Origin of the sequence: Sphingomonas sp. IBVSS2 (assembly GCF_002127225.1) — a bacterium.
In the GTDB taxonomy this organism is placed as follows: domain Bacteria; phylum Pseudomonadota; class Alphaproteobacteria; order Sphingomonadales; family Sphingomonadaceae; genus Sphingomonas.
Genome location: NZ_NFUR01000005.1, coordinates 252,501 through 276,166, shown reverse-complemented (window position 1 = coordinate 276,166; position 23,666 = coordinate 252,501). Strand labels below are relative to the sequence as shown.

General features: G+C 64.8%; 18 protein-coding genes, 1 tRNA gene and 2 rRNA genes (1 of these 21 only partly in view). 8 read left to right on the top strand and 13 right to left on the bottom strand.

Annotated features, from left to right (window positions below; all coding sequences use genetic code 11):
• Positions 1-29: 29 nt before the first annotated feature.
• The 4 genes from CAP40_RS16795 to CAP40_RS16780 all read left to right on the top strand — a co-directional run bounded on the left by CAP40_RS16795 (position 30) and on the right by CAP40_RS16780 (position 4,071).
• The gene (locus tag CAP40_RS16795; RefSeq protein ID WP_144034405.1) at positions 30-908 is read left to right on the top strand and encodes a hypothetical protein; all 879 of its coding nucleotides are present in this window, start codon (positions 30-32) and stop codon (positions 906-908) included.
• Between the two features lie 311 nt (positions 909-1,219).
• Positions 1,220-2,326, top strand: coding sequence for a hypothetical protein (locus tag CAP40_RS16790; RefSeq protein ID WP_086130682.1), 1,107 nt, complete (start codon positions 1,220-1,222; stop codon positions 2,324-2,326).
• Entirely contained in the window at positions 2,323-3,333 is a 1,011-nt protein-coding gene (locus CAP40_RS16785) for a hypothetical protein (protein WP_086130681.1), read from the top strand. The genes CAP40_RS16790 and CAP40_RS16785 overlap by 4 nt, the downstream gene beginning before the upstream one ends.
• A 171-nt stretch (positions 3,334-3,504) precedes the next feature.
• A complete protein-coding gene (locus CAP40_RS16780; protein ID WP_179188319.1) occupies positions 3,505-4,071 on the top strand; it encodes a GNAT family N-acetyltransferase in 567 nt (188 codons plus the stop codon).
• On the opposite strand, the gene CAP40_RS20240 is transcribed toward CAP40_RS16780, so the two are convergent.
• Both CAP40_RS20240 and CAP40_RS20235 read right to left on the bottom strand, forming a co-directional pair.
• Entirely contained in the window at positions 4,064-5,074 is a 1,011-nt protein-coding gene (locus tag CAP40_RS20240) for a hypothetical protein (RefSeq protein ID WP_144034404.1), read from the bottom strand. The genes CAP40_RS16780 and CAP40_RS20240 overlap by 8 nt on opposite strands.
• A complete protein-coding gene (locus CAP40_RS20235) occupies positions 5,067-5,927 on the bottom strand; it encodes a hypothetical protein (RefSeq protein ID WP_144034403.1) in 861 nt (286 codons plus the stop codon). Before CAP40_RS20235 ends, CAP40_RS20240 begins: the two co-directional genes overlap by 8 nt.
• A 218-nt stretch (positions 5,928-6,145) precedes the next feature.
• Between CAP40_RS20235 and CAP40_RS16770 the strand changes: the two genes are divergently transcribed.
• From CAP40_RS16770 to CAP40_RS16760, 3 genes are all read left to right on the top strand, one after another.
• Positions 6,146-6,736 carry a DedA family protein gene (locus CAP40_RS16770; protein ID WP_086130678.1) on the top strand — a complete coding sequence of 197 codons (591 nt, stop codon included), beginning with the start codon at positions 6,146-6,148 and terminating at the stop codon, positions 6,734-6,736.
• A 188-nt stretch (positions 6,737-6,924) separates the two neighbouring features.
• On the top strand, positions 6,925-9,597 hold the full coding sequence (gene acnA / locus CAP40_RS16765; RefSeq protein ID WP_086130677.1) for an aconitate hydratase AcnA: 2,673 nt from the start codon (positions 6,925-6,927) through the stop codon (positions 9,595-9,597).
• A gap of 324 nt (positions 9,598-9,921) precedes the next feature.
• The gene (locus CAP40_RS16760) at positions 9,922-12,948 is read left to right on the top strand and encodes a TonB-dependent siderophore receptor (RefSeq protein WP_086130676.1); all 3,027 of its coding nucleotides are present in this window, start codon (positions 9,922-9,924) and stop codon (positions 12,946-12,948) included.
• A 98-nt stretch (positions 12,949-13,046) separates the two neighbouring features.
• Here CAP40_RS16760 and CAP40_RS16755 read toward each other — a convergent pair whose 3' ends face one another.
• From CAP40_RS16755 to CAP40_RS16745, 3 genes are read right to left on the bottom strand one after another with little or no spacing between them, the layout of a single operon-like run.
• Positions 13,047-13,514 (bottom strand): FKBP-type peptidyl-prolyl cis-trans isomerase, encoded by a 468-nt coding sequence (locus CAP40_RS16755; RefSeq protein ID WP_086130675.1) that lies wholly within the window; start codon positions 13,512-13,514, stop codon positions 13,047-13,049.
• Between the two features lie 9 nt (positions 13,515-13,523).
• Complete coding sequence (mtnP, locus tag CAP40_RS16750) at positions 13,524-14,393, bottom strand: S-methyl-5'-thioadenosine phosphorylase (RefSeq protein ID WP_086130674.1); 870 nt, start codon at positions 14,391-14,393, stop codon at positions 13,524-13,526.
• A 3-nt stretch (positions 14,394-14,396) separates the two neighbouring features.
• Complete coding sequence (locus CAP40_RS16745; protein ID WP_086130673.1) at positions 14,397-15,812, bottom strand: amino acid permease; 1,416 nt, start codon at positions 15,810-15,812, stop codon at positions 14,397-14,399.
• A 166-nt stretch (positions 15,813-15,978) separates the two neighbouring features.
• Between CAP40_RS16745 and CAP40_RS16740 the strand changes: the two genes are divergently transcribed.
• Positions 15,979-16,470 carry a rhodanese-like domain-containing protein gene (locus CAP40_RS16740; RefSeq protein WP_086130672.1) on the top strand — a complete coding sequence of 164 codons (492 nt, stop codon included), beginning with the start codon at positions 15,979-15,981 and terminating at the stop codon, positions 16,468-16,470.
• Between the two features lie 4 nt (positions 16,471-16,474).
• On the opposite strand, the gene CAP40_RS16735 is transcribed toward CAP40_RS16740, so the two are convergent.
• From CAP40_RS16735 to CAP40_RS16700, 8 genes are all read right to left on the bottom strand, one after another.
• On the bottom strand, positions 16,475-17,287 hold the full coding sequence (locus CAP40_RS16735; protein WP_086130671.1) for a DUF4440 domain-containing protein: 813 nt from the start codon (positions 17,285-17,287) through the stop codon (positions 16,475-16,477).
• 412 nt (positions 17,288-17,699) lie between these two features.
• Positions 17,700-18,488, bottom strand: coding sequence for a LytTR family DNA-binding domain-containing protein (locus CAP40_RS16730; protein WP_086130815.1), 789 nt, complete (start codon positions 18,486-18,488; stop codon positions 17,700-17,702).
• The gene (locus CAP40_RS16725; RefSeq protein ID WP_179188317.1) at positions 18,488-19,576 is read right to left on the bottom strand and encodes a sensor histidine kinase; all 1,089 of its coding nucleotides are present in this window, start codon (positions 19,574-19,576) and stop codon (positions 18,488-18,490) included. The genes CAP40_RS16730 and CAP40_RS16725 overlap by 1 nt, the downstream gene beginning before the upstream one ends.
• Positions 19,577-19,723: 147 nt before the next feature.
• On the bottom strand, positions 19,724-20,539 hold the full coding sequence (locus CAP40_RS16720) for a glutaminyl-peptide cyclotransferase (protein ID WP_086130669.1): 816 nt from the start codon (positions 20,537-20,539) through the stop codon (positions 19,724-19,726).
• 233 nt (positions 20,540-20,772) lie between these two features.
• The gene (locus CAP40_RS16715; RefSeq protein ID WP_218822166.1) at positions 20,773-21,273 is read right to left on the bottom strand and encodes a GNAT family N-acetyltransferase; all 501 of its coding nucleotides are present in this window, start codon (positions 21,271-21,273) and stop codon (positions 20,773-20,775) included.
• Between the two features lie 234 nt (positions 21,274-21,507).
• A tRNA-Met gene (locus CAP40_RS16710) sits at positions 21,508-21,584 on the bottom strand.
• A gap of 123 nt (positions 21,585-21,707) precedes the next feature.
• A 5S ribosomal RNA gene (gene rrf / locus CAP40_RS16705) occupies positions 21,708-21,822 on the bottom strand.
• Positions 21,823-21,923: 101 nt separating this feature from the next.
• Positions 21,924-23,666, bottom strand: a 23S ribosomal RNA gene (locus tag CAP40_RS16700); it runs 1,048 nt beyond the window's last position.

The following is a 23,666-nucleotide window of genomic DNA, read 5'->3' as shown; positions in this document are numbered from 1 at the left end:
TGCCTCCCGATCCCCCGCCGATCCGGCTCATGACCCGCTTGCTCGCCGAGCTGCAGACGACGGTGCTGGCGCGCGCGATCCGCCTGTTCGACGGCGATCTCGACCGGGTGACGATCTTCGCCGTGATCACGCGCGACACCTATCCCTTCGGCACGCGCGAGGGGCTGGCACCCACCGTCTCCCCCCACTCGCTCGCCATGTCGCTGTCGCGCCCCTACGAGACGGTGCGCCGCCATGTGCACGCGCTGGTCGATGCCGGCTGGTGCGAGCGCGGGGCCGACGGCGTCCATGCCAGCCACGCCGAGCTGCGCGCGCCCGCGCTCGCCGAATTCCTCACGCTGGTCCACGACGCCGCCGTCCGTTTCGTCGCCGACATGGCGCGCGCCGGGGTGCCGATGCCGGAAGTGGGCACCGTGCGCCCCTATCATCACGCCGCCGGGGTCCAGGCCGCGATCGACCTGATGCTCGCGGTGGTCGACACCAACCGGCGCACGCATCGCGACTGGCTCGAGCTGGTGCTGTTCTCGACCATCTATGCCGCCAATTCGCGCCCGCTCAACGCCGATCGCGAGCTTTCCTGGCATTATGCCGATGGCCGCAGGGAGCCGCCGCCGTCGCTGCGCCTGCCGGTGCGGACCAGCGCGGTCGCCCGCGCGCTCGGCCTGCCCGAGGCGACGGTGCGCCGCCGCCTCGTCCACCTGCTCGCGGACGGCCGGGTCGAGCGGGTGGGCAAGAAGCTGCTCGTCTCCGAGGCCTGGCTCAACCGCCCCGAATCGATCGCGACCAGCGTCAGGAGCTTTTCCACCGTCCGGCTCCTGCTTGCGCGCCTGGGTGTAAACGGTTTCCCGCTCCACGATCCCGCCCGCGCCTATCTCGCCGGCCGGCCCGCGCCGGTGGCGTTCGATTGAACTCGGCGCGCGCGGTTCCGCCAAAATGGGCAATCTCCCGCTTGAGGACGGCGCCCCGCGTGCCAATAGGCGGGAGTAGATCAAGGGACTTGGGCGGCCGCGGCACCGGCCGCCCCCACGCCGCACGGCGCCCGTGGCAATACGGGGGCCTGGCGGGCTGCCGGCGCCCACCGGCGGTCTCCATCGGTGGGCGCGGGCTTCGGCCCGCGCCCTAACCGGACGGGCCGGTCGCGCCGCGCGCGGAGTCCGTCGCAGCCCGATTGCCCCTCCCGGCCGCTCCGGTCTTTGCGCATGGCCCGATGGAGGGATGCATGCGTCTTGTCGTGGCGGCGGCGATATTGGCAACGGGATGGGGATGGGCGTCACCGGCCCTTGCCCAGGCCCCCGCGACGATCCCCGACCGGCCGCAGACCGGCGCCGCCTATGATCCCTATGGCCGCTGGGAGGTCCGCGCGCCGGAGGACAAGCCGGCCGAGACCACGCGGCTGCTGCGCGTCGAGGACGGGACGCCCTTCTACGAGAAGGGCGACTATGATTCGCCCGCGGTCGAATCGCGCCTGCTGCCGATCATCAAGGGCAGCAACCTGCCCGCCCAGGCCGGCCCGAAGAGCCCCTATCTGCCCGGCACCGACCTGCGCTTCGCCTATCACTATCTCATCGATTTCTGGCGCAGCTGGCCGCAGGCCAAGGTGCGCGGCGCGCCGGGCGAGTCCCGCACCGCGGCCGGTGCCGTAGCGCCGCGGCTCGCGCGCACTTCGGTGTTCGCGGACCCGGGCCTGCCCAAGGCGGCGGTCGACACCCTGTTCGCCCAGGCCGACGCCCTGTACCAGGCCGTGCTGAAGATGCCCGCGCTCCAGCGCGCCCAGGGCATGACGCTGCGCGGATCGGTGTGGATGACGCGCCGCAAGGACATTGCCGGCGTCGAGGTCTACAGCTTCCGCCTGGTGATCGGCGCACCCGCGCTCCGCATCGGCGCGCCCGGCGCGACGCTGGGCAGCGACGGCCGCTGGCGCACGCCGGACCAGGGGCACAATGCGGGCATCGCCATCACCTCCAACATCCCGCTGCGCGGCGGCCCGGCCTGGGGCCGCTACCATGGCACGCAAGTGGCGTTCCTGCCGGATTTCGCGGCGCTCGTCGTCGCCGGAGACCGGCCGACGCATGTCTCGGAATTCCGCGGCGGCGGCGGCAAGCAGGTGGAAAATCCCCGCTTCTTCGATCCCGCCCGGCCGAAGACCGACATCCAGATCCTCACCGTCGAGCCCGGCGCCAGCAACCCGGTCGACGCCCGCTACGCCCATCAGGGCTCGCTTGCGCCGGACAGCATCCATGGCCGGCTGATCGCCGCCGCCTTCCTGCCGGACTGGCGCGCCCTGGTCGACGGTGTGAACAGCCCCGGAGCACCCCGCGCCCGATGAAAACCCTCGCCCTTTCCGCCGCCCTGCTGCTCCTCGTCCAGGACGGGGGTCTCACCCCGGTACAACCGCCCCAGGGGCTGCGCGAGCATCCCGTCCGCACCCCGGTCCCGCCCAATGCGGTGGCGCTGTCCGCCGGCGTCGCCCCGCCTCCGGGATCGATCGCGCTCGAACCCAACATGCCGGGCCATCGCCGCTTCCGGCCGCCGCTCTTCCCCAATGCCGGCTGGGACAGCCCGATGGCGGGCACCACCAAGGACTATGCCGCCTATCTCGGCGTCTATTGGCGCGCGCCCTATCTCGCGCCGGCATCGGCGATGGCCGCCTATCCCGGGCTGGAGGTTCCCGGCTGGGCCGCGCCGGGCCCGTACCGGGCCGACATCGTCCGCAGCCAGGCCCGGCCCGGCGAGGAAGCGCTGTTCGAGCGCCGCATGGCCTTCCTCGCCGAGCGCGTGATGGCCTCGGCGCCGTTCCGCGATCCGCACGGCACCAGCATCGAGCCCGAGCTGCTGGTCGAGGGCTATGGCAAGGAGTTCGGCCCCCGGGCCCAGCCGGTCATGCGCGGGGCGATCACGTTCCGGCTCAACGTGATCCAGCCCAATACCGGCAGCAACGAACGCATCGGATCGCGCATCCGCTCGCACCAGCCGGCCGTGTGGCTCAAGCTGTGGCTGAACCCGTCCTTCGCCAATTGCGAGCTGCCGCACGGGCAGACGGCACGCGGGGTGCTCTGCCTCCAGTCCAGGGCCCGGCTGGCCTGGCGCGGCGCGAAACCGGGGGTCAAGCCGCTCGCGGCCGGGCTGCTCGGGCTCGACCCGGCCATCTATGCCGGCGGCGCGACGGCGGCGGACCTGCGGATGATCAAGGTGGAATATGGCGGCGGCACGGCGATGGCGAGCGAGCTCGGCCGCGGCCGGCTGCATCCGCACGACCCGCTGGGCCGCGCGATCGGCGCGTGCCTGGCGCTCGACTGGCCGGCCCTGCTCGACCAGGCGGCGGCGATCGGATAGCGCGCGCGGCTGCCGCCTTCTCCGCCTCGATAGCCCATGCCGGGCCAGCACCGCCGCCCGAACGCACCCGCCATGCGCCGCCCGCGAAGACGCCGCAATTGGGCTGCAATCCGCGCCGAGCCTGCGCCCCGGGCCGGAACGCCGGCAAAAGGCGGCGGAGGAGAGGAGAGGATGGCCATGCTGGGCATGCCGATGGCGGGACCGCGCGTGAGGCTGGCGCCGTTCGAGGATGCGCATGTCGAGCCGCTGCGCGCGGCCTGTGCCGAGGATCCGGAGATCTGGGAGATCTATCCGGTCAGCATGGTCGGCGCGCATTTCGATCCGTCGCTGCGCTTCCTGCGCGCGCTGCCGGGCTGGACGATGTTCGCGGTGTTCGACGGACATGGAAAGGAAGGCGCCGCCGGTCGGCTGGTCGGCATGACCAGCTATATCCCGGTGCCGGGGGCGGACGACGCGATCGAGATCGGCGCGACCTATATCGCGCCGGAGGTGCGCGGCGGGCCGTTCAACGCGGAGATGAAGCAGCTGATGATCGCGCGCGCCTTCGCACAGGGCCATGCGGCGATCCAGTTCCGCATCGACACCCGCAACACCGGCTCCCGCCGCGCCGTCGAGAAGCTCGGCGCGGCGCTGGTCGAGGTGCGCACGGCGGATCTCACCACCTGGACGGGGTATGTTCGGGATACGGCGGTGTATCGGTTGGGGAGCGCGCCAGCGCCATCAAACAATTCTAATTAAAATCACTCGATTTCATTAAAATTGGTAGAGCGTTGCTATTAGAAATCTTATCTATTACCGCTTTTATCAATACAGAATACAATTCATCCCACGTTCGAAAACTTGTCTTCATAAATTCCTTAGCACCGTTCGAAAATGTCAAATGATTTTTAGACATTTTTTCCATGGTATTTATAGGATCAATGATATTGTCATAGTAAACAATTTCAAAGTCAAGGTAATTTCGTATATCAAATCCAATCGGGTCCTCAATAATTTCGCGGACCAACTTTATATTATTTATATTAGATATAACCAATAAATCATCTTGATTTATATACGCTTTCTCGACGTCGAAGAAGACAATTATTGATCCGATCAAGTGCCTCCTCATAAGCTCATTCAAGAAGCTAGAGGTTTTCTCGGCTGGTCTATGTTTATTTATTCCACCGGCGTCACGCCAATCCTTATATACGCTGGGGAACATGCCCTGCATCTCCAGCATGATCCGATTGACCAAGCTTGATTCACGATCATCTATTCCGATAGATAGATGGGGATATTCCCGGCCAACGTAAACCATCTTGGAAGATCCCGGAGATGGACGGTAATTATTTATTACCCCAATATTCCCCATCTCCCTGTTATAGCGCATCACAACGCCACTGGAAGCGCCGTTAATAGACGAAACAAATTTGTCGCTATACACCTTACTCTTCAATTTGTCCCAATCGAATGAATATAGATAGCTTGTAATATAATCCTGTACGAAATCCCTATCGGTTATCGGACGCATCCCGCCGAATAGCTTAGTCGTATGATCAGATATAGCCCCTTCGAAATTCGCCAATTCGGTGTTTATCTCGGATAGATCCTGCCCTCTTATATCGACCCCTTCAAAATTGGCATGTCGCAGGAAGGTGTTCGGAGAGAATCCGAGATATTCTATTATATCTTTTATTTGACCGCTTTCGCATTCCATGATACGATTTATGGCGATGTCATTCCAGAATTTCTCAGCCATTATCGGATCTCGGTTCAGAAATAGCTTCTCCAAGCCAGATAACGGCAAATGGGCTCATCATATCGGCCGAGGGAAGATCCGCAGATACCAATGACTGCTTCAAATACTCTTGAACGATCAGCCTCTTGGGTGATCCTTCGGACATATTGACGAACTGGCCATCCGCCAATTTTATCATGATATCCGAGAAAACGAGATCTTCCCTTTTACAAACTATAGCCAGCCGTATCTGGGATTCCATCTCCTCCGCGAGATGCCGTGCATCCACCTTCATCCGGGCGAGCATTTTTACCGCTTCGTCCCATGGGGCCCCTTGGAGTATCGAACTGCCGTGCACCTGAGGGGAGTCGGCCATCGGCTTGAACAACCATACCGGCTCGCCAGGGCTGTTCCGCTGAAAGGACACCGCAACCGTCCTTAGGCTGCCAGAAGCCGTGAATTCAGAATAGGAAGCTTCTTCGGCATTGCCTCCCGCTTCACACTCGATCTTCGTCGAAAATCCGGATTTCGCACTCAGGGACAAGCTTCCGGCTACTTTACTGTTTTCTTTCGTGATTCCGTGATTCTTTTTCACCACCGTCCCGACGGTGGCATCGTCTCCTCGCCAAATTCTTGCAGGATCGAAATCATAAGACTTCGGCTCGGATTGGATGAACCGCAATTCCGCTCTTTTTAACGTCAAACGGAAAGCAACCTCATCGCCGGCTTCACCGCCAAGGCGGGCTTCTTCGAAATTCGCATAGGCGAACAAGGATACATCCAAGGTACCACGCTTGCGCTCATGCCAGGCGTCTATCGTTACGAGCCCCTTGAGCTGCCTGAGGCGATTGTGTCGACGATCAGTTGGCAACATCTATTCCCCCACCGATTCCATTTCGTAGTGATACTTCAATCGAACTCGGTTGCGTAGCTGATCCGGCATGGATCGCGCCGTTGCTCCATTGCCTCGCCGCGCCTCTCCCCACGCCGGCGGCACCACGAATCTTCGCGTTCGTCGGGCCCGCACACGCCCCCGCCCGCTCCGGCGCGCGATATGATAGGCTCGCCCGCCTGATCCCGCAGGAGCCGCCGATGGAAGAGTTGCTCGCACAATATGGCGTCGTCGCACTGTTGATCGGCACGCTGCTCCAGGGCGAGATGGCGGTCGCCACCGGCGGGGTGCTCGCGCATCAGGGCATGTTGTCGCTGCCCGCGGTGGTGCTGATCGGGGCGGCGGTGTCCTTCTCTTCGGCGCAGGTCTTCTTCCTGATGGGCCGCTATCTTTCGCATATCGGCTTCGTGCATCATGCCATGGCCCGCCCCGCCCTTGCCCGCAGCGAAGCGATGATCGCCCATCACCCGCAAAGCCTAACCTTCGCGCTCCACTTCATGTTCGGCATGCGGATGATCGGCCCCACGGCGCTGGGCATGACCGATATCCCGGTGATGCGCTACACGTGGCTCAGCGCCCTCGCCTCGCTGCTGTGGAGCCTGATCTTCACCCTGGTCGGCTATGCGCTTGGCCACGGCCTTCACGCGATCTTCGGCCAGTTGCGCGTGATCGAGCATATCGCGGTCGCCGCCGTGATCGGCCTGCTGCTCGCCCGGCTCGCGCTGCGCCACTTCCCGCATCATGCGATCCCGCGCCGGGTTTCACCGCCGGTTTCCGTGCCCGAGCATTGAGAAGTTCGATCGGAGCCGTTCGCACGCGCGCGAACTGCGGGAAACCTCCCCTTCCCCCCGCCCCTCCCGCGTGCTAGCGGCACCCGCGAATCTTCGCATTCGCAGCACGCCGGTGCGCCCGCGCGGCCCTATAAGGGAGCCACGTCCCCCGAGCGCCCGGCCGGACAAAAGAAAGGACCCCGCGCCTCATGACCGCGATCGGCAACGATACCCTCGGCACCCGCGACACGCTCAGCGTCGGCACCGCCAGCTACGACTATTTCTCGCTGCCCAAGGCCGCGAAGAAGCTCGGCGACATCAGCCGCCTGCCCTTCTCGATGAAGGTGCTGCTCGAGAACATGCTGCGCTTCGAGGACGGCGTCACCGTCACCCGCGAGGACGCCCAGGCGATCGTCGACTGGCAGAAGGACGCGCGCTCGAACCGAGAGATCCAGTATCGCCCGGCCCGCGTGCTGATGCAGGACTTCACCGGCGTGCCCTGCGTAGTCGACCTGGCGGCGATGCGCGACGCGATCACCAAGCTCGGCGGCGACGCCCAGAAGATCAATCCGCAGGTTCCCGTCCATCTCGTCATCGATCACTCGGTGATGGTCGACGAGTTCGGCACGCCCAAGGCGTTCGCGGACAATGTCGCCCTCGAATATGAGCGCAACGCCGAGCGCTACGAGTTCCTGAAATGGGGCTCCAAGGCGCTGAACAACTTCTCGGTGGTGCCCCCGGGCACCGGCATCTGCCACCAGGTGAACCTCGAATATATCGCCCAGTCGATCTGGTCGTCGAAGAACGCCGACGGCGCGACGATCGCCTATCCGGACACGCTGGTCGGCACCGACAGCCACACGACGATGGTCAATGGCCTGGGCGTGCTCGGCTGGGGCGTGGGCGGCATCGAGGCCGAGGCGGCGATGCTCGGCCAGCCGGTGTCGATGCTCATCCCCGAAGTGGTCGGCTTCAAGCTGACCGGTAAGCTCGGCGAAGGCATCACCGCGACCGACCTGGTGCTCACCGTCACCCAGATGCTCCGTGCAAAGGGCGTCGTCGGCCGCTTCGTCGAATTCTACGGCCCCGGCCTGCACGCGATGACGCTGGCGGACCGCGCGACGATCGCCAACATGGCGCCCGAATATGGCGCGACCTGCGGCTTCTTCCCGATCGACGACAAGACCCTCGACTACATGCGCCTGACCGGCCGTCCGGACGAAACGGTCGCCCTGGTCGAAGCCTATGCCAAGGCGCAGGGCATGTGGCACGATGTGAACGGCCCCGAGCCGATCTTCACCGACACGCTGGAGCTCGACATGAGCAGCGTGCGCCCGTCGCTCGCCGGCCCGAAGCGCCCGCAGGATCGGGTCAGCCTCGACAGCGTGGACGAAGTGTTCAACGGCGACCTGACCAAGGTGTACAAGAAGGACCATGCCGCGCGCGTGCCGGTCGAAGGCAAGGACCATGACATCGGCGACGGCGACGTGGTGATCGCCGCCATCACCTCCTGCACGAACACGTCCAATCCGTCCGTCCTGATCGCGGCCGGCCTCGTCGCCCGCAAGGCGCGCGAGAAGGGGCTGACCCGCAAGCCCTGGGTCAAGACCTCGCTCGCGCCGGGCTCGCAGGTGGTGACCGATTATCTGAACAAGACCGGTTTGAGCGAGGATCTCGACGCGATCGGCTTCAACCTGGTCGGCTATGGCTGCACCACCTGCATCGGCAATTCGGGCCCGCTGGCCGAGCCGATCTCGGCGGCGATCAACGGCAACGACATCGTCGCCGCCTCGGTCCTGTCGGGCAACCGCAACTTCGAGGGCCGCGTCTCGCCGGACGTGCGGGCGAACTTCCTCGCCTCGCCGCCGCTGGTGGTGGCCTATGCCCTCAAGGGCACGGTGACCGAGGACATGTACGAGACGCCGATCGGCCAGGGCTCGGACGGCGCGGACGTGTTCCTGAAGGACATCTGGCCGACGAACGAAGAGGTTGCGGGGCTGATCACCGCGAACATCGACGATGCGATGTTCCGCTCGCGCTACGCCAATGTCTATGCCGGCGACGATCACTGGCGGAAGATCAACGTCGAGGGCTCGGACACCTATGGCTGGCCCGCCGGTTCGACCTATATCCACAACCCGCCCTATTTCGAGGGCATGACGATGACCCCCGCGCCGGTCACCGACATCCTCGACGCCAAGCCCCTTGCCATCCTCGGCGATTCGATCACCACCGACCACATCTCTCCGGCCGGCTCGATCAAGGCGGACAGCCCGGCAGGCACGTTCCTGCAGGAGCACCAGGTTTCGAAGAAGGACTTCAACAGCTATGGCGCGCGCCGCGGCAATGACGAAGTCATGGTGCGGGGTACGTTCGCGAACATCCGCATCAAGAACGAGATGGTGCCTGGGATCGAGGGCGGCATGACCCGCTATGGCGGCCAGGTAATGCCGATCTACGACGCCGCGATGCGCCACAAGGCCGACGGCACGCCGCTCGTGATCGTCGCGGGCAAGGAATATGGCACCGGCTCCTCGCGCGACTGGGCGGCCAAGGGCACCAACCTGCTCGGCGTCCGCGCCGTGATCACCGAAAGCTTCGAGCGCATCCACCGCTCGAACCTGGTCGGCATGGGCATCCTGCCGCTTCAGTTCGCCGAGGGCGTGACCCGCGAGACGCTGAAGCTCAAGGGCGGCGACACCTTCACGATTCGGAACGTCGCGGGCCTCCGCCCGCGCCAGGACGTCGAAGTCGAGCTCACCCGCGAGGACGGCTCGAAGGAAACCTTCCTCACCCGTTGCCGGATCGATACCGTCAACGAGCTGGAATATTTCCTCAACGGCGGCATCCTGCAATACGTGCTGCGCAAGCTCGCCGCCTGATCGGCACGACAGGGAATATCGGGGGAGGGCGGCGACGCCCTCCCCTTTTTCGTGCCTGGATTGGGCATTCAGGAGCTCGGGGTGCCGGCGCATGCCAGGCGGACCGAAGCGGCGGTGCACAATACCCCCATTTCGGATGTGTTGCATTTCAGAAACACACAATGAAGAAACAGAGCAGCAACAATCACTGGTGCTTTACACAGATCAGACACTCTCTAATCCTCGCCGCAACTTCGCCAATCGGCCCCAGGGGTGGGGGCGGCGAGGATTCGGGGGATTCCACCGGCTGCCTTTGGGGCAGGACCAGGGAGAGTGAGGAAGATAATGAAGAAGACTCAGATCGTACGCCTGCGCACCGGAGCGGCTCTGTCCGCCTTTGTGCTCGCGGGCTCGCTTTTCGCAGCGCCCGCGCTTGCACAAGACGCGCCGGCCAGCACCGGCGCCACCGCTCCGCAGCAGGACGCTCCGTCCAGCGACGGCGACATCGTGGTCACCGGCACCATCTTCCGCCAGTCGGACACCCACACCGCGTTGCCGGTGACGGTCATCACTGCCGAGAATCTGGAGCGCGCCGGCATCACCAACGTGACGGACGCGATCCGCTCGGCCTCGGCCGACGGCGCCGGCTCGATCGGTAACGGCTTCACCAGCGGCTTCTCGGCCGGCGGCGCCGCCGTGTCGCTGCGCAACCTCGGCGTGTCGTCCACCCTGGTGCTGATCGACGGCCTCCGCTCGACCAACTTCCCGCTGAGCGACGACGGCCACAATTCCTATGTCGACCTCAACAGCATCCCGATGGTCAACGTCCAGCAGGTGCAGGTCCTCAAGGACGGCGCCTCGTCGCTGTACGGCGCGGACGCGATCGGCGGCGTGGTCAACATCATCACCCGCAAGCACATGAAGGGCCTCGAGGCCGGTGTCGAAGGCGGCGCGACCCAGAAGGGCGACGGCGCGAAGTATCGCGCGAAGCTGCTCGTCGGCTTCGGCGACTATGACACGCAGGGCTTCAACGTCTATGTCGGCGGCGACTATGAATATGGCGGCCGCATTTCGGCCGACTCGCGTGGCTTCCCCTTCAACACGCTCGACCTCCGCTCGATCGGCGGCAACGACAACAACCGCGCCGACGATACGCTGGGCACGCCGACGACCGATGCGGTCGTCACGCGCACGACCCAGACCGATCTCAACAACCCGCTCGCAGGCTCGGTGACGAACGCCAGTTCGCCGGCACTCTTCACTTCGCTGACGCCGCTCGCGAATTGCGCCTACGGGACCTATTCGGAGAACACCAACTCCCGCGTCGGCACGGCCTGCCGGCATGACCTCACCCGGGAATATGCCCAGATCACGCCGCTGCAGGAGCGCTACGACGCCGTCGCGCGCGCCAGCTTCCGTCTCGGCGACAATGTCGAGGGCTATCTCGCGGGCAGCTATGCGCATAGCCGCGTCAACATCATCTCGCCGCCGCGCGCGGTCCGTCAGAACCAGGCATTCGGTGGGTCCCCGTCGACGTCGACGACCAATCCGGGCATCGTGCTGCCGGTCTATATCTGCTCGTCGGGCGTCAACTGCGCGACCGCCGCGGATCGCCAGTTGAACCCGAACAACCCCTATGCCGCCGCCTACGCCAACAATCCGGCCGCCGGCGCCGCGCGCCTCTACTATCTGTTCGGCGACATCCCCGCGGGCAGCAACCGCGTCAACGAAGTGTACCGGATCACCGGCGGCCTGCACGGCAATTTCGGTGACAGCTGGAACTGGAATGTCGAGGCGGGTTACTCGCGCGCCGATCTGAACCTCACCCAATATGGCTGGGCCAATCTCAACGGCCTGGTCCGGGCGATCAACACCGGCGCGTATAATTTCGTCAATCCGAGCCTCAACACCGCGGCGGTCCGCAACATGGTGGCTCCGCCGATCACCACCCGCTCGAATTCGAGCGAGCTGACGGTGGACGCGTCGATCAGCCGCACGCTCTTCACGCTCCCGGGCGGCGATGTGCGGATGGCCGTCGGCGGCCAGTATCGCAAGGAGAAGCTGACCAACAACAGCGCCAACCCGAACCTGGACATTCCCGGTCTCTCGACCGCGCAGGCCTATGGTGACCGCTCGGTGTGGGCCGGCTATTTCGAAGTCGACGTGCCCGTGCTGGATTCGCTCAACATCGATCTGTCCGGCCGCTACGATCACTATTCGACCGGCGAGGGCCGCTTCTCGCCCAAGGCGACGGCAAAGTTCCAGCCGATCAAGCAGCTCGCGATCCGCGGCACCTATTCGGAGGGCTTCCGCGCGCCGACCTTCGCGGAATCCAATCCGCGCAGCTCCTATTCGGGCTTTGTCGGCTATACGCCGACCGGCGCGTTCCTCACTGCGCACGCGGCCAACGCGGCGTACACCGCACCGTACAGCCTGGGCCGCGGCTATGTCGGCAACCCCGATATCAAGCCGGAGACCTCGCGCAGCTTCACCCTGGGCACGATCTTCGAGCCGACGCCCTGGCTGAGCTTCACGGCCGACTATTTCAACGTGAAGAAGTCGAACCTGATCGTCACCGGCCCGCTGTCGTCGGACGCGATCAACGCCTATTATTCGGTTGCGGGCCAGAGCTTCACTTCCGCCGCGGCTGCCGCCGCTGCGGGCTGCGCCAAGGTCGCGGCGATCGGTGCCGGCTATTCGTGCAACGTGGTCGACGGGGCCGATCCCTTCGCGCCCAACGCGCTGCCGCGCCTGCTCGTGGTCAACGCGCCCTATGTGAACACGGCCTATATGGTCATCGCCGGGCTCGAGTTCACGGCCGATGCGCGCATCAAGTTCACCGAGAACTTCCGCTGGGAGAGCCGGGTCGATGTGCAGGAGACGCTGAAATATGATCTCCATCCCGGGGGCGGCGGCGCGGTGCAGCGTTATGCCGGCACCGTGGGTCCGGAGAGTCTGTCGTCGGGCGGCGGAACGCCGCGCTGGCGCGGCAACTGGCAGAACACCTTCACCTTCGACCAGGTCTCGCTCAGCACGACGACCTATTTCATCGGCTCGATGAAAGGCGTCGCGGCTGACCAGGCGACCTCGGACAAGGGCGACATTTCGTGCTCTACCGCCGCCATCTACAAGCCGCTCACCGGCAATGCGGACTTCTGCCACATCAAGAGCTTCATCTACACGGACGTGAATCTGACGGTGAAGGTCAACGACCAGTTCAGCTTCTTCGGCCTGGTCGGCAACGTCACGAACGCGCGCGCGCCGCTGTTCGCGAACACCGCCTATCCGAGCCAGGTGAACACGCTGACCTCGTGGCACTCGGCCGGTCTGATCGGCCGCACCTTCCGGGCAGGCGCGAACTTCAAGTTCTGATCGCCGGCACGACAAAAATTTGGGGCGGTACCTTCGGGTACCGCCCCTTTTTTTGTGTCCGGTCCGGGCGATCCAGCCGCCCCGGAAAATGGCCTGGCTCAGCCGGCCGCGGGGACGCCGAGCAGTTCGATCTTGAACAGCAGCGTGGCGCCGCCGGGGATCGGCCCCTTGCCCTTGAAACCATAGCCAAGGTCGGCGGGGATCGCGACTTCGAACGTGTCGCCCACGCCCATCAGCGGCACGGCGACCTGCCAGCCCTTGATCAGCATGCCGAGCGGGAAAGTCGCCGGCTCGCCGCGGTCATAGGAGCTGTCGAACTTGGTGCCGTCGATGAAGGTGCCGGCATAATGGAGCGTGACCGTATCGGCCACCGTCGGGTGCTTGCCCGTGCCATCGCCCTTCACGCGGCGCCAACGCAGCCCTTCGGGCGTGCTGTGCCAGCCGTCCGCGCCATTGAGCTTGGCCAGCGCCAGCATCTGCTGGCTCTGCCAGGCCATGTCCTGCGAGCGATCCGGCGCGGGCGCTTCCTGGGCGCCGAACAGGGCAAGGGCAGCGAGAAACGACATGCGATATCCTTAGTTGGAGAGGGCGCGCCCGGCGACGGCGTCGAGCTTGCGCAGCAGATGCGGATCGCGCGCATTCGGCGCGGTGATCAGCGCATAGTCGAGACAGGTATCGATCGGCGAGGCTGACCGCGCTTCGGGCAGGTTCCGCAGCAGGTGCATCACCAGCTTGCGCGCCTTGTCGGCATTCGTGCCGAGCTGGGCGATCACCGTGGCGACGTCGACCGCCTCCTCGCCCTCGCGCCAGCAATCATAGTCGGTGACCATGCCGACCAGCGCATAGGGCAGCTCGGCTTCGCGGGCGAGCTTGGCCTCGGGCATGCCGGTCATGCCGATGATGTGGCAGCCCCAGCCGCGATAGAGATTGCTCTCGGCGCGGGTCGAGAATTGCGGCCCCTCCATCGCCAGATAAGTGCCCCCGGCATGGGTGGTGGCGCCCGCCGCCCTGGCCGCGTCCGCCGCCAGCGCGGAAAGGCGCGGGCAGACCGGATCGGCCATCGAGACATGCGCGACGAGCCCCGCGCCGAAGAAGCTCGAGGGCCGGCCCTTGGTCCGGTCGATGAACTGGTCGGCGATGGTGAAGGTGCCAGGCGCCCGCTCCTCGGCCAGGCTGCCGACCGAAGAGATGGCGAGCACGTCGGTGACCCCCAGGCGCTTCAGCACATCGATATTGGCGCGAACGTTCAGGTCCGACGGCGCGATGCGGTGCCCGCGGCCATGGCGCGGCAGGAAAACCACGCGGACATGCCCCACACGGCCGACGAAGCAATCGTCCGAAGGGCGGCCCCAGGGGCTCTCGGTCGAAATCCATTCGCCGCCCTCGATGCCTTCGACATCATAGAGCCCCGATCCGCCGATGATCCCGATCGTCCAGCCACCCATCGCCTACCCCTTTGCTGCGTTGCGGCGTGCATAGGCGAAGTAGACGACCAAACCCAAGAGGTTCCACGCGCCGAACCAGATCTGCGTCTTCGAGGGCAGGCTGGCGAACAGATAGAGGCAGCCGAAGATCGCCCCCAGGCCGACCAGCCAGGCCGCGGGCGTGCGGAACGGGCGCGGCGCGTCCGGCGCGCGGCGGCGCATGACGAGCAGACAGAGACCGACCGCGGCAAAGGCGGTGAGCGTGCCCGCATTGGCCAGGGCGGCGATCTCGTCGATCGGCAGGAAGGCGGCGAACACGCTCACCACACAGGCGGTGAAGATGGTGATGCGCACCGGCGAGCCGCGCCGCGAGACCTTGGCCAGGCTCTTCGGCAGCATCCCGTCGCGCGCCATCACGAAGAAGATGCGGCTCTGGCCGAACAGGAAGCCGAGGATGACGGTGGGCAGCGCGACGATCGCGCTCAGCGCCAGGAACTTGGCGACGCCCGGCTGGCCGATCTCGCGCAGGATCAGCGCCAGCGGCTCGGGGCTGTCGGCGAAGCGGGTATAGGAAAGCGCGCCCACGGCGGCGACGGCGACGATCATGTAGATCGCGACACAGGCGACCATCGAGCCCACGATGCCGATGGCAAGGTCGCGCCCGGGATTCTTGGCCTCTTCCGCCGCGGTGGAAATCGCGTCGAAGCCGTAAAAGGCGAAGAAGATGATCGCAGCCGCGGCCATCACGCCGCGTTCGACGCCGCCCTCGCTGACGTGCTTGGCGAAGCCGAAGGGCGCGAAGGGTTCGAAATTGGCGGCATTGAAATAAGGCAGCGCCACCGCGACGAACACCGCGAGCGCGATCAGCTTGACCACGACCAGGAACGCATTGAGCGTCGCGCTCTCGCGGGTGCCGAAGATGAGGAGGCCCGACACCAGCCAGACGACGAACAGCGCCGGCACGTTCACGCCCCAATGCGCGATCTGCCAGCCGGCCATCTGGGGGCCATGGGTGAGTTCGGCGGGCACGCCCAATCCGGTCAGGAAGGGCGTCGCATAGCCCGACCAGCCGACCGCGACGGTGGCGACCACCAGCGTATATTCGGCGAGCAGGCTCCACCCCACTACCCAGGCGACGATCTCGCCCAGCGACGCATAGCTATAGGTATAGGCGCTGCCCGAAGCGGGGATCATCGTCGCCATCTCGGCATAGGCCAGCGCGGCGCAGGCGCAGATCGCGCCCGCGACGACGAAGGAAAGGATCACGGCCGGGCCGGCGCGATCCGCGCCGACGCCGATCAGGGTGAGGATGCCGGTCCCCACGATCGCCCCCACGCCAAGCGCGACGAGATGCGGCCAGGAAAGCGTGCGCGCGAGCCGGTGCTCGGGCGCGCGGTCTTCCTCCGCGACGATCTGCTTCAACCGGAACAGGCTGGCCATCGATACTCCCCTATCTCTTTGGGTGAACGGTGTAGCGCGGCGGAGGGCCGGCGCAACTTTGTTTCGCACGCTCTCCTCGTCCGGGGAGAGGGAGAAATGCCGTTCAGCCTTCCGTCAGCCGAGGCGCGCGATCCTTCCGCATCCGACCTCGCCTGGGAGAACGCCCGTGCTGCTGCTCACCGCCCTCGCGCTCGCCTTGACCGTGCCGCAGGATCCGCCCGCCAATCCGCAGATCGACTATGCGGCCTTCGCCACCCTCACGCGCGACGTGCGCGCGCTGCGGGCGGAGCGCCTCCTGCCCTTTGCGCGCTTCCAGGCGATGACGGGGGAAAAGGGCGCACTGCTGCTCGACGCCCGCTCGAGGGACGCTTTCGCGCGCGGCCACATCGCCGGCGCGGTCAACCTGCCGCTCACCGATTTCACCGCGGAATCGCTGGCGGCGGCGATCGGCCCGAACCGGAACCGCCCGATCCTGATCTACTGCAACAACAATTTCTCGAACCATCGCGCGCCGGTGCCGCTCAAGGCGGCGCCGCTCGCACTCAACATCCAGACCTTCATCAACCTTGTCGGCTATGGCTATGCGAATGTCTGGGAGCTTGGCGACGTCGTGAACTTCGACGATCCGAAGGTCGGCTGGGTCGCGTCGCCGGCCTGATCCATCAGGGCCGGCGTGGCGCCGGCGCGAGCTGGTCGACGAGCAGCCGCCATCCGGCACCTCCATGATGCCAGACGCGGACATAGTGCCCGACGAGCACGCCGCCCGCCTCGACCCGGCCATAGCTATAGGCAAGGTCGCCCGCGGAGGACCGCCCGCCGCCAAGGCGCTTGCCGGCCCCCTTCGGCCCGCGCGCGGCCAGCGCGACACCCGCTTCCCCGATCGCCGGCGGCGTGCCGGCGCGCAGCACGCGCCCGTCGGCCGCCAGGAATCCGGCCAGCGCCGAGATATCGGTGTCGAGCCGCTGCTCGACCGCGGCGAGATCGTCGTTCAACACAGGCGTCCCCGGATCGCCGAGCCGCGCGACCCGCGCCGGCATCGCGACCGCGCCCGCGGCAAGAGGCGGGGAGCCCGAATCGATCAGCCAGCGCCAGTCGCCATCCTCGCCCCGGCGCCAGATGGTGAAGAACTGGCCGCGCGACACGCGATCGCCGCGCCGCATGACATAGGGACCGGTGGTGAAGCCCAGGTCTCCCGACCGGGCGATGCCCGCGGCCTCGGGCTGCCATTCCAGCCGGGCTCCGGGCGCATCCGTCTGCCCGGCGAGTTCAGGCGCCGCCGGGCGCGGCGCGGGCGAAATCAGCAGCGCGTCGGGCGAGGCATGCGCGCGGAAGGCGGGAGTGATTCCCAATGTCATGGCGTCGGCGGCAAAGCGTCGCTCGGCGGCGACGAGCGTCTCGAAATCGTCGCCCGCCGGAGCATTGGCCAGGGCAAGCAGCGCGATGACGGCAAGCGCCCGGATCCTGGGCTTCGGCATGGACGGCCTCCAAGTCGTTTTCCCTTGTCTCGTCCGAGACTGGTAGACCTGCGCGCCACCGCATCATTCTCCTTCGCGATGGGAGCCGCCGCGCGCGCGACGGGCCCCGGGCGGGCGAAGTCCCGCACCTGCCCCATCGGCCGCGATCGGCCCGCATTCCCTGCATCGTGCGCATGGAAGGTCGCAAAGGTCATGCACTGGCGCGTCCTCCCGAGGGACGTACGCTTCCTATCCTCCCCGGAATGCCGCCCATGCCGCAACATCCTTGCGCGCGCGCGATCCTATCTTTCCAACAGGAGTCAAAGAGCGGTCGGACGGCGTTCCGGCTGAGTCAGCCAAGCAGGCGAAATCCTATATTGCAAGCCGGGGCGACGGGCCACCGGCCCCTCCCGCACCCGAATGCCGATCCAGCCTAGAGCTTGAGCACCGCCTCGACCGTAGCCTGGTAATTGGGCCCCACCTGCAGCACCGCATCGTCCGACAGCACGACCCGCAATGCCCCCTTGCCCGGACGCTCGACGCCCACCACCGCGCCGATCCGCACGATATGCGAGCGATGGATGCGCAGCATCAGGGCGGGATCGAGCCGCTGCTCGATATCGTTCATGCGCGCACGCAATATGTGGCTCTTGAGCGGCGTGTTGAGCAGCACATAGTCGCGCGCGGCTTCGATCCAGTCGATCATCGAGACCGGGACGAGCACGGCGCCCTGGCGTCCCGGCACCCAGATGCCCTGGTCATAAGGCGATTCCACCACCGGGGCAGGCGCGGCGCGCGCATCGTTGCGCAGCGCCGCCAGCGTTGCGCCGAGCTCGGCCACCTGCCCCTCGGCATCGCGCAGCGCACGTCGGCGCCGCGCGCGTTCGACGCCGAGCCGCAGGCGATCGAACGCCACGGGCTTCAGCAGATAATCCGCCGCCTCCACTTCAAAGGCATCGGTGGCGAAGCGGTCGAACGCCGTGACGAAGATGATCTCGGGCCGGTGTCCTTCGGGGCGGAGCGCGCGCGCGATCTCCATGCCGCTGCGGCCGGGCATCTGGATGTCGAGGATGATCAGATCGGGTTCCAGCGCGCGGATCTTCTCCACCGCTTCCACGCCGTCGCTCGCCGTGCCGGCCACCTCGACATCCTCGATCGCATTGAAGCCCACCTTCAGCCGGTCCAGCGCCAAAGGCTCGTCGTCGACCAACAGCACCCGCATCATTCCGCAGCCTCCGCTCTGTGCGCCCGGTGCAGCGGCAGCGTCATCAACGCCACGAAACCGCGCTCGCGCGCCGTGGCGACCAGGCCGCCCTCGATGCCGTAAAAGGCCTCGAGCCGCCGGCGCACATTGACCAGCCCCAGCCCGGTGCCGCTTCTGGGAGCACCGCCGAACGCCTGCCCCCCATCATCCTCCACGCACAGGCGCAGCATGCCCTCTTCCGAAGCGGTGGCGCGCACGACGATCCGGACCGAGCGGCGCGAAGGCGCCACCGCATATTTCACGGCATTCTCGATCAGCGGCTGGAGGATGAAACTGGGCACCAGCGCATCCAGCAGCTCGACGGGGCAGACGAACTCGGCATCGAGCCGATCGCGGAAGCGCACCGCTTCGATGTCCAGATAGGACTGGAGCATCGCGAACTCCTCGTCGAGCGTGACTTCGCGCTGCGGATCGGCCTCGAGGCTGGCGCGCAGGAAATCGGACAGCTTGCCGATCATCCCCTCGGCCTCGTCGTTGCGGCGCGTGACGATCAGCGAGGAGACCGCATTCAAGGTGTTGAACAGGAAATGGGGATTGAGCTGGAAGCGCAAGGCGGCAAGCTGGGCCTGCTGTGCCGCGTTCTGCGCCGCGGCCAGCTGGCGCTCGCGCTCCTGCGCGACCATGCTGCTGAACACGAGGCCCAGCCCCGCGGCATACAGGCCATAGACCAGAACGAACGGCATCAGGCCGAAGACGAATTGCCGCCAGAGCGGCACGACCTTGAGCCCGATGGCGGCGCGCGCATCGTTGATGAAGATCGCGTCCAGCCAGCCATGCGCCAGGGCAAGCGCCAGGGTGAAGGTCGCGACGGCAAGGATCGGTGGCCGGGAGTCCCAGCGCTCGACCCGCAGCAATACCGCGGCGATCGAACCGGAGAAGACGAGGCCGACGACGAAGGTCTTCGCAAGTAGCAATATCAGGCCGGGCGACATGGGATCGCCCATGGCCAGTCCCGGCATCGTCCACAGTACAATCGCCACGGACCAGAGGGCCAGCGCCAGAAGCGTGGCCGCGCGTACTTCGCGCTTGCGCAGCAGACCCGTCATATCCTTCAGCCCCATCCGCGCTTCATATCACGATGCAGGAAGGCGGGCGTCCGGTTCTGTCGACGTCATGTCCTGGTTGGTCGCAAAGCCTTCTCCCGCCTGGGGACCGGATCCGATGCCAGCAACGGCCGCGACCGAGCATGGGCCCTAGCCGGCGCAGCGCGTCAGCTTGGTCGCTTCCTCGTTGCTGTTCATCGCGGCGCCCTGCTTGATCTCGTAGAGCTGCGGCCAGCGCTTGCCGACGACGAAGATGCGCTTGGTCGCGCCATCATAGGCAATGCCATTCGGCACGTCGTCGACGTCGCGGTTCCGCGGGCCGAGCGCGCTCACGTCGAGGAAGCTGTTCACATGGCCGCTGGCGGGATCGATGCGCGCGATCAGGTTGGTCTGCCAGATATTCGCCCAGATCTCGCCATCCACCCATTCGAGCTCGTTGAGCTTCTCGACCGGGCAGCCATTGGCCGTCACCTTCAGCGTCGATACCGGCTGCATCGTCTTGGGATCGAGGAAGCGCAGCACCGGCGTGCCGTCCGACAGGATGATGTTCTTGCCGTTCTGGGTCATTCCCCAGCCCTCGCCGGTGTAGGTGAAGGTGTCGCCGAGCGCGAAATCCTTGAGGTTGTAGGTGAAGCCGGTCTTGTCCTGCCAGGTGACTTGGTAGAGCTTGTCACCGAACGCGATGATGCCCTCGCCGAAATAGGGGGCGGGCAGTTCGACCTGCTGGAGCACCTTGCCGCTCGCGGGATCGACCTTGCGGACATAGGAACTGCCCACTTCGCCGGTGCCTTCGTAAAGCGCGCCGTCGTGGAAGAAGAGCCCTTCGGTGAAGGCGGTCGGGTCGTGCGGATGGGTCGCGGCGACCGTCACGGCATAGACCGGAATCCCGCTCGAGCGCAGGAGGAAGAACCAGATGGCGGCCGCAATCAGGGCCAACGCGACGACTGCGAGGAGAATGCGCTTCATGGCGGGGAGAAAGCAGTGTGGGCGCATTGCTGTCAACGGCGAAGCGGGGAAGAGCCTTTGGGAGGCAGGGATTCGCGTTGCGGCGGGTTGGTTGCGAGGCTGGGCGAGCGGGAGCGGGCATAAAAAAGCCCCGCCAAGTCGTTTGACTTGCGGGGGCATGATTGTGCGTGCGGTCGGTTGCGGGGCAGGATCCGAACCTGCAAGCCTGGCGCCGCAAGCAATGTCCTGGGCGGTTAACCGGGCGCGATCGCCTCGTTGACGATGAACTCGTGCATTTCCGGGTCCTCCGACGGCAGGGCCTCTCGCACCGAGGAGAATGGCAGGCGCTCGAACGCTCTGCGCCAAAATGCCAGCGCCTTCCGATCCCTTCGGAAAACGCAGATCAGCCAGGGCTCGCCCGAGGCCAGCACCGTCCGGCGGAGTATCTCGGACGCGATACCCCTGCCGCGATACTTTGGCAGTACGTACAGATCGGCAAACTCCATGATCGAGCGGCCGCGAAGGTTCTGACGACCGACCAGCAAGAGGCCCGCGAGCTGGCCCTGGTGACGAATCAGATATGCCCAGTCGAAGGGATCGGGATCTCCCAGTCGCGTCAGGAAATCGGACAAAGACGTAAAGCGCCCCGTTTCGTCGAGGTCACACCCGGACCATGGGGACGATTCCAGTTCGTAGAACTGCCAGATCCGGTCCAGCAGGGGCGCATCCGCAAGCGCGACGCGGGCGAGGTTCACAGGAGAAGTCATGAGATGTCCTTGGGCATGACCGGGACGGCAGAGGCGGTGGTTGATTGCTGGCGCCCGTCATTCTGGGGCAGTCGGCGCGGAGAAGCGACGGTCGATTGGGCGCCGGGATATCCGCTGGATTGCTTCCGCTATGCTTCCGGAGCGATTCCGGTGCGGTGGAGGCCGGAAATGGAAAACCCCGCGAAGTCGTGTGACTTGCGGGGATGAGGGTGTGTGCTGAGTTGGTTGCGGGAGTAGGATTTGAACCTACGACCTTCAGGTTATGAGCCTGACGAGCTACCGGGCTGCTCCATCCCGCGCCACCAATGGGTTGGGGATCAGGGGTTCCGGGGGAGCCGGATGCGCTTGGGGCGCAGGCTGCCGGCGCCTGAGGCCAACAAGACAAGTGAATGGGTTTTACCTGGCGAAGCACAAGCTTCAATGCCTGGCGGCGACCTACTCTTCCATCGCTTAAGCGATAGTACCATCGGCGCTGTCTGGTTTCACGGCCGAGTTCGGGATGGGATCGGGTGGGTCACAGACGCTATAGCCACCAAGCAATGAAGCTTGTGCTGCGGCAGGTTTTTCAAATCGGTGCACCAAGGTCGAGATGAACATCCGATCATCGACAGTCAGTGCTGTCGTTGATGGTGGGACTCATCAAGCGCGAATAGGACAATTAGGACCGGTTAGCTCCATGCGTTACCGCACTTCCACATCCGGCCTATCAAGGTCGTGGTCTTCGACCGTCCTAAGAAATCTTATCTCGAGGGAGGCTTCCCGCTTAGATGCTTTCAGCGGTTATCCCGTCCATACATAGCTACCCTGCTGCGCTCTTGGCAGAATGACAGGTACACCAGAGGTATGTTCAACCCGGTCCTCTCGTACTAGGGTCAACTCCTCTCAAGTATCGACGCCCACGGCAGATAGGGACCAAACTGTCTCGCGACGTTCTGAACCCAGCTCACGTACCACTTTAATTGGCGAACAGCCAAACCCTTGGGACCTGCTCCAGCCCCAGGATGTGATGAGCCGACATCGAGGTGCCAAACGATTCCGTCGATATGAGCTCTTGGGAATCATCAGCCTGTTATCCCCGGCGTACCTTTTATCCGTTGAGCGATGGCCCTTCCACGAGGGACCACCGGATCACTATGACCGACTTTCGTCTCTGCTCGACTCGTCAGTCTCGCAGTCAGGCAGGCTTATGCCATTGCACTCTAACAGACGGTTTCCAACCGTCCTGAGCCTACCATCGCGCGCCTCCGTTACTCTTTAGGAGGCGACCGCCCCAGTCAAACTACCCGCCACAGAGGGTCCCTGATCCAGTTTCATGGATCGAGGTTAGACATTAAAAAACAACAGGGTGGTATTTCACCTATGGCTCCACACCGGCTGGCGCCAATGCTTCAAAGCCTCCCACCTATGCTACACAGTTCTTTCCTAATGCCACTCTGAAGCTGCAGTAAAGGTGCACGGGGTCTTTCCGTCTAACCGCGGGTACTCCGCATCTTCACGGAGAATTCAATTTCGCTGAGCATGTCCTGGAGACAGTGGGGAAGTCGTTACGCCATTCGTGCAGGTCGGAACTTACCCGACAAGGAATTTCGCTACCTTAGGACCGTTATAGTTACGGCCGCCGTTTACCTGGGCTTCATTTCGGAGCTTGCACCCCTCCACTTAACCTTCCAGCACCGGGCAGGCGTCAGACCCTATACGTCGTCTTGAAGCCGACTTAGCAGAGCCCTGTGTTTTTGCTAAACAGTCGCTACCCCCTGGCCTGTGCCCCCTCATACTGCTTGCGCAATGTGAGGGCCTCCTTCTTCCGAAGGTACGGAGGCAATTTGCCGAGTTCCTTCAGGACACTTCTCTCAAGCGCCTTGGTATACTCTACCTGACCACCTGTGTCGGTTTCGGGTACGGTCTATACGGTGGGGCTATTTCCCGGGACAGCTTCGAAGCATGCTCAATCCGTTAAGAGCATACAACACACGCCATCCGTCACACACCACCAGGCCCACGAATATTAACGTGGTTCCCATCGACTACCCCCTTCGGGCTCGTCTTAGGGGCCGGCTCACCCTGCGCGGATTAGCCTTGCGCAGGAACCCTTGGTCTTTCGGCGAAAGGGCATCTCACCCTTTTTATCGCTACTCATGTCTGCATTCGCACTTCCGATACCTCCACGACCCATTACCAGATCGCTTCACAGGCTTACGGAACGCTCCGCTACCGCGTGGATAAATCCACACCCTAAGCTTCGGTGCACGTCTTGAGCCCCGTTACATCTTCGCCGCAGGAACCCTTATTTAGACCAGTGAGCTGTTACGCTTTCTTTAAAGGATGGCTGCTTCTAAGCCAACCTCCTGGTTGTTTTGGGATTCCCACATGCTTTCCCACTT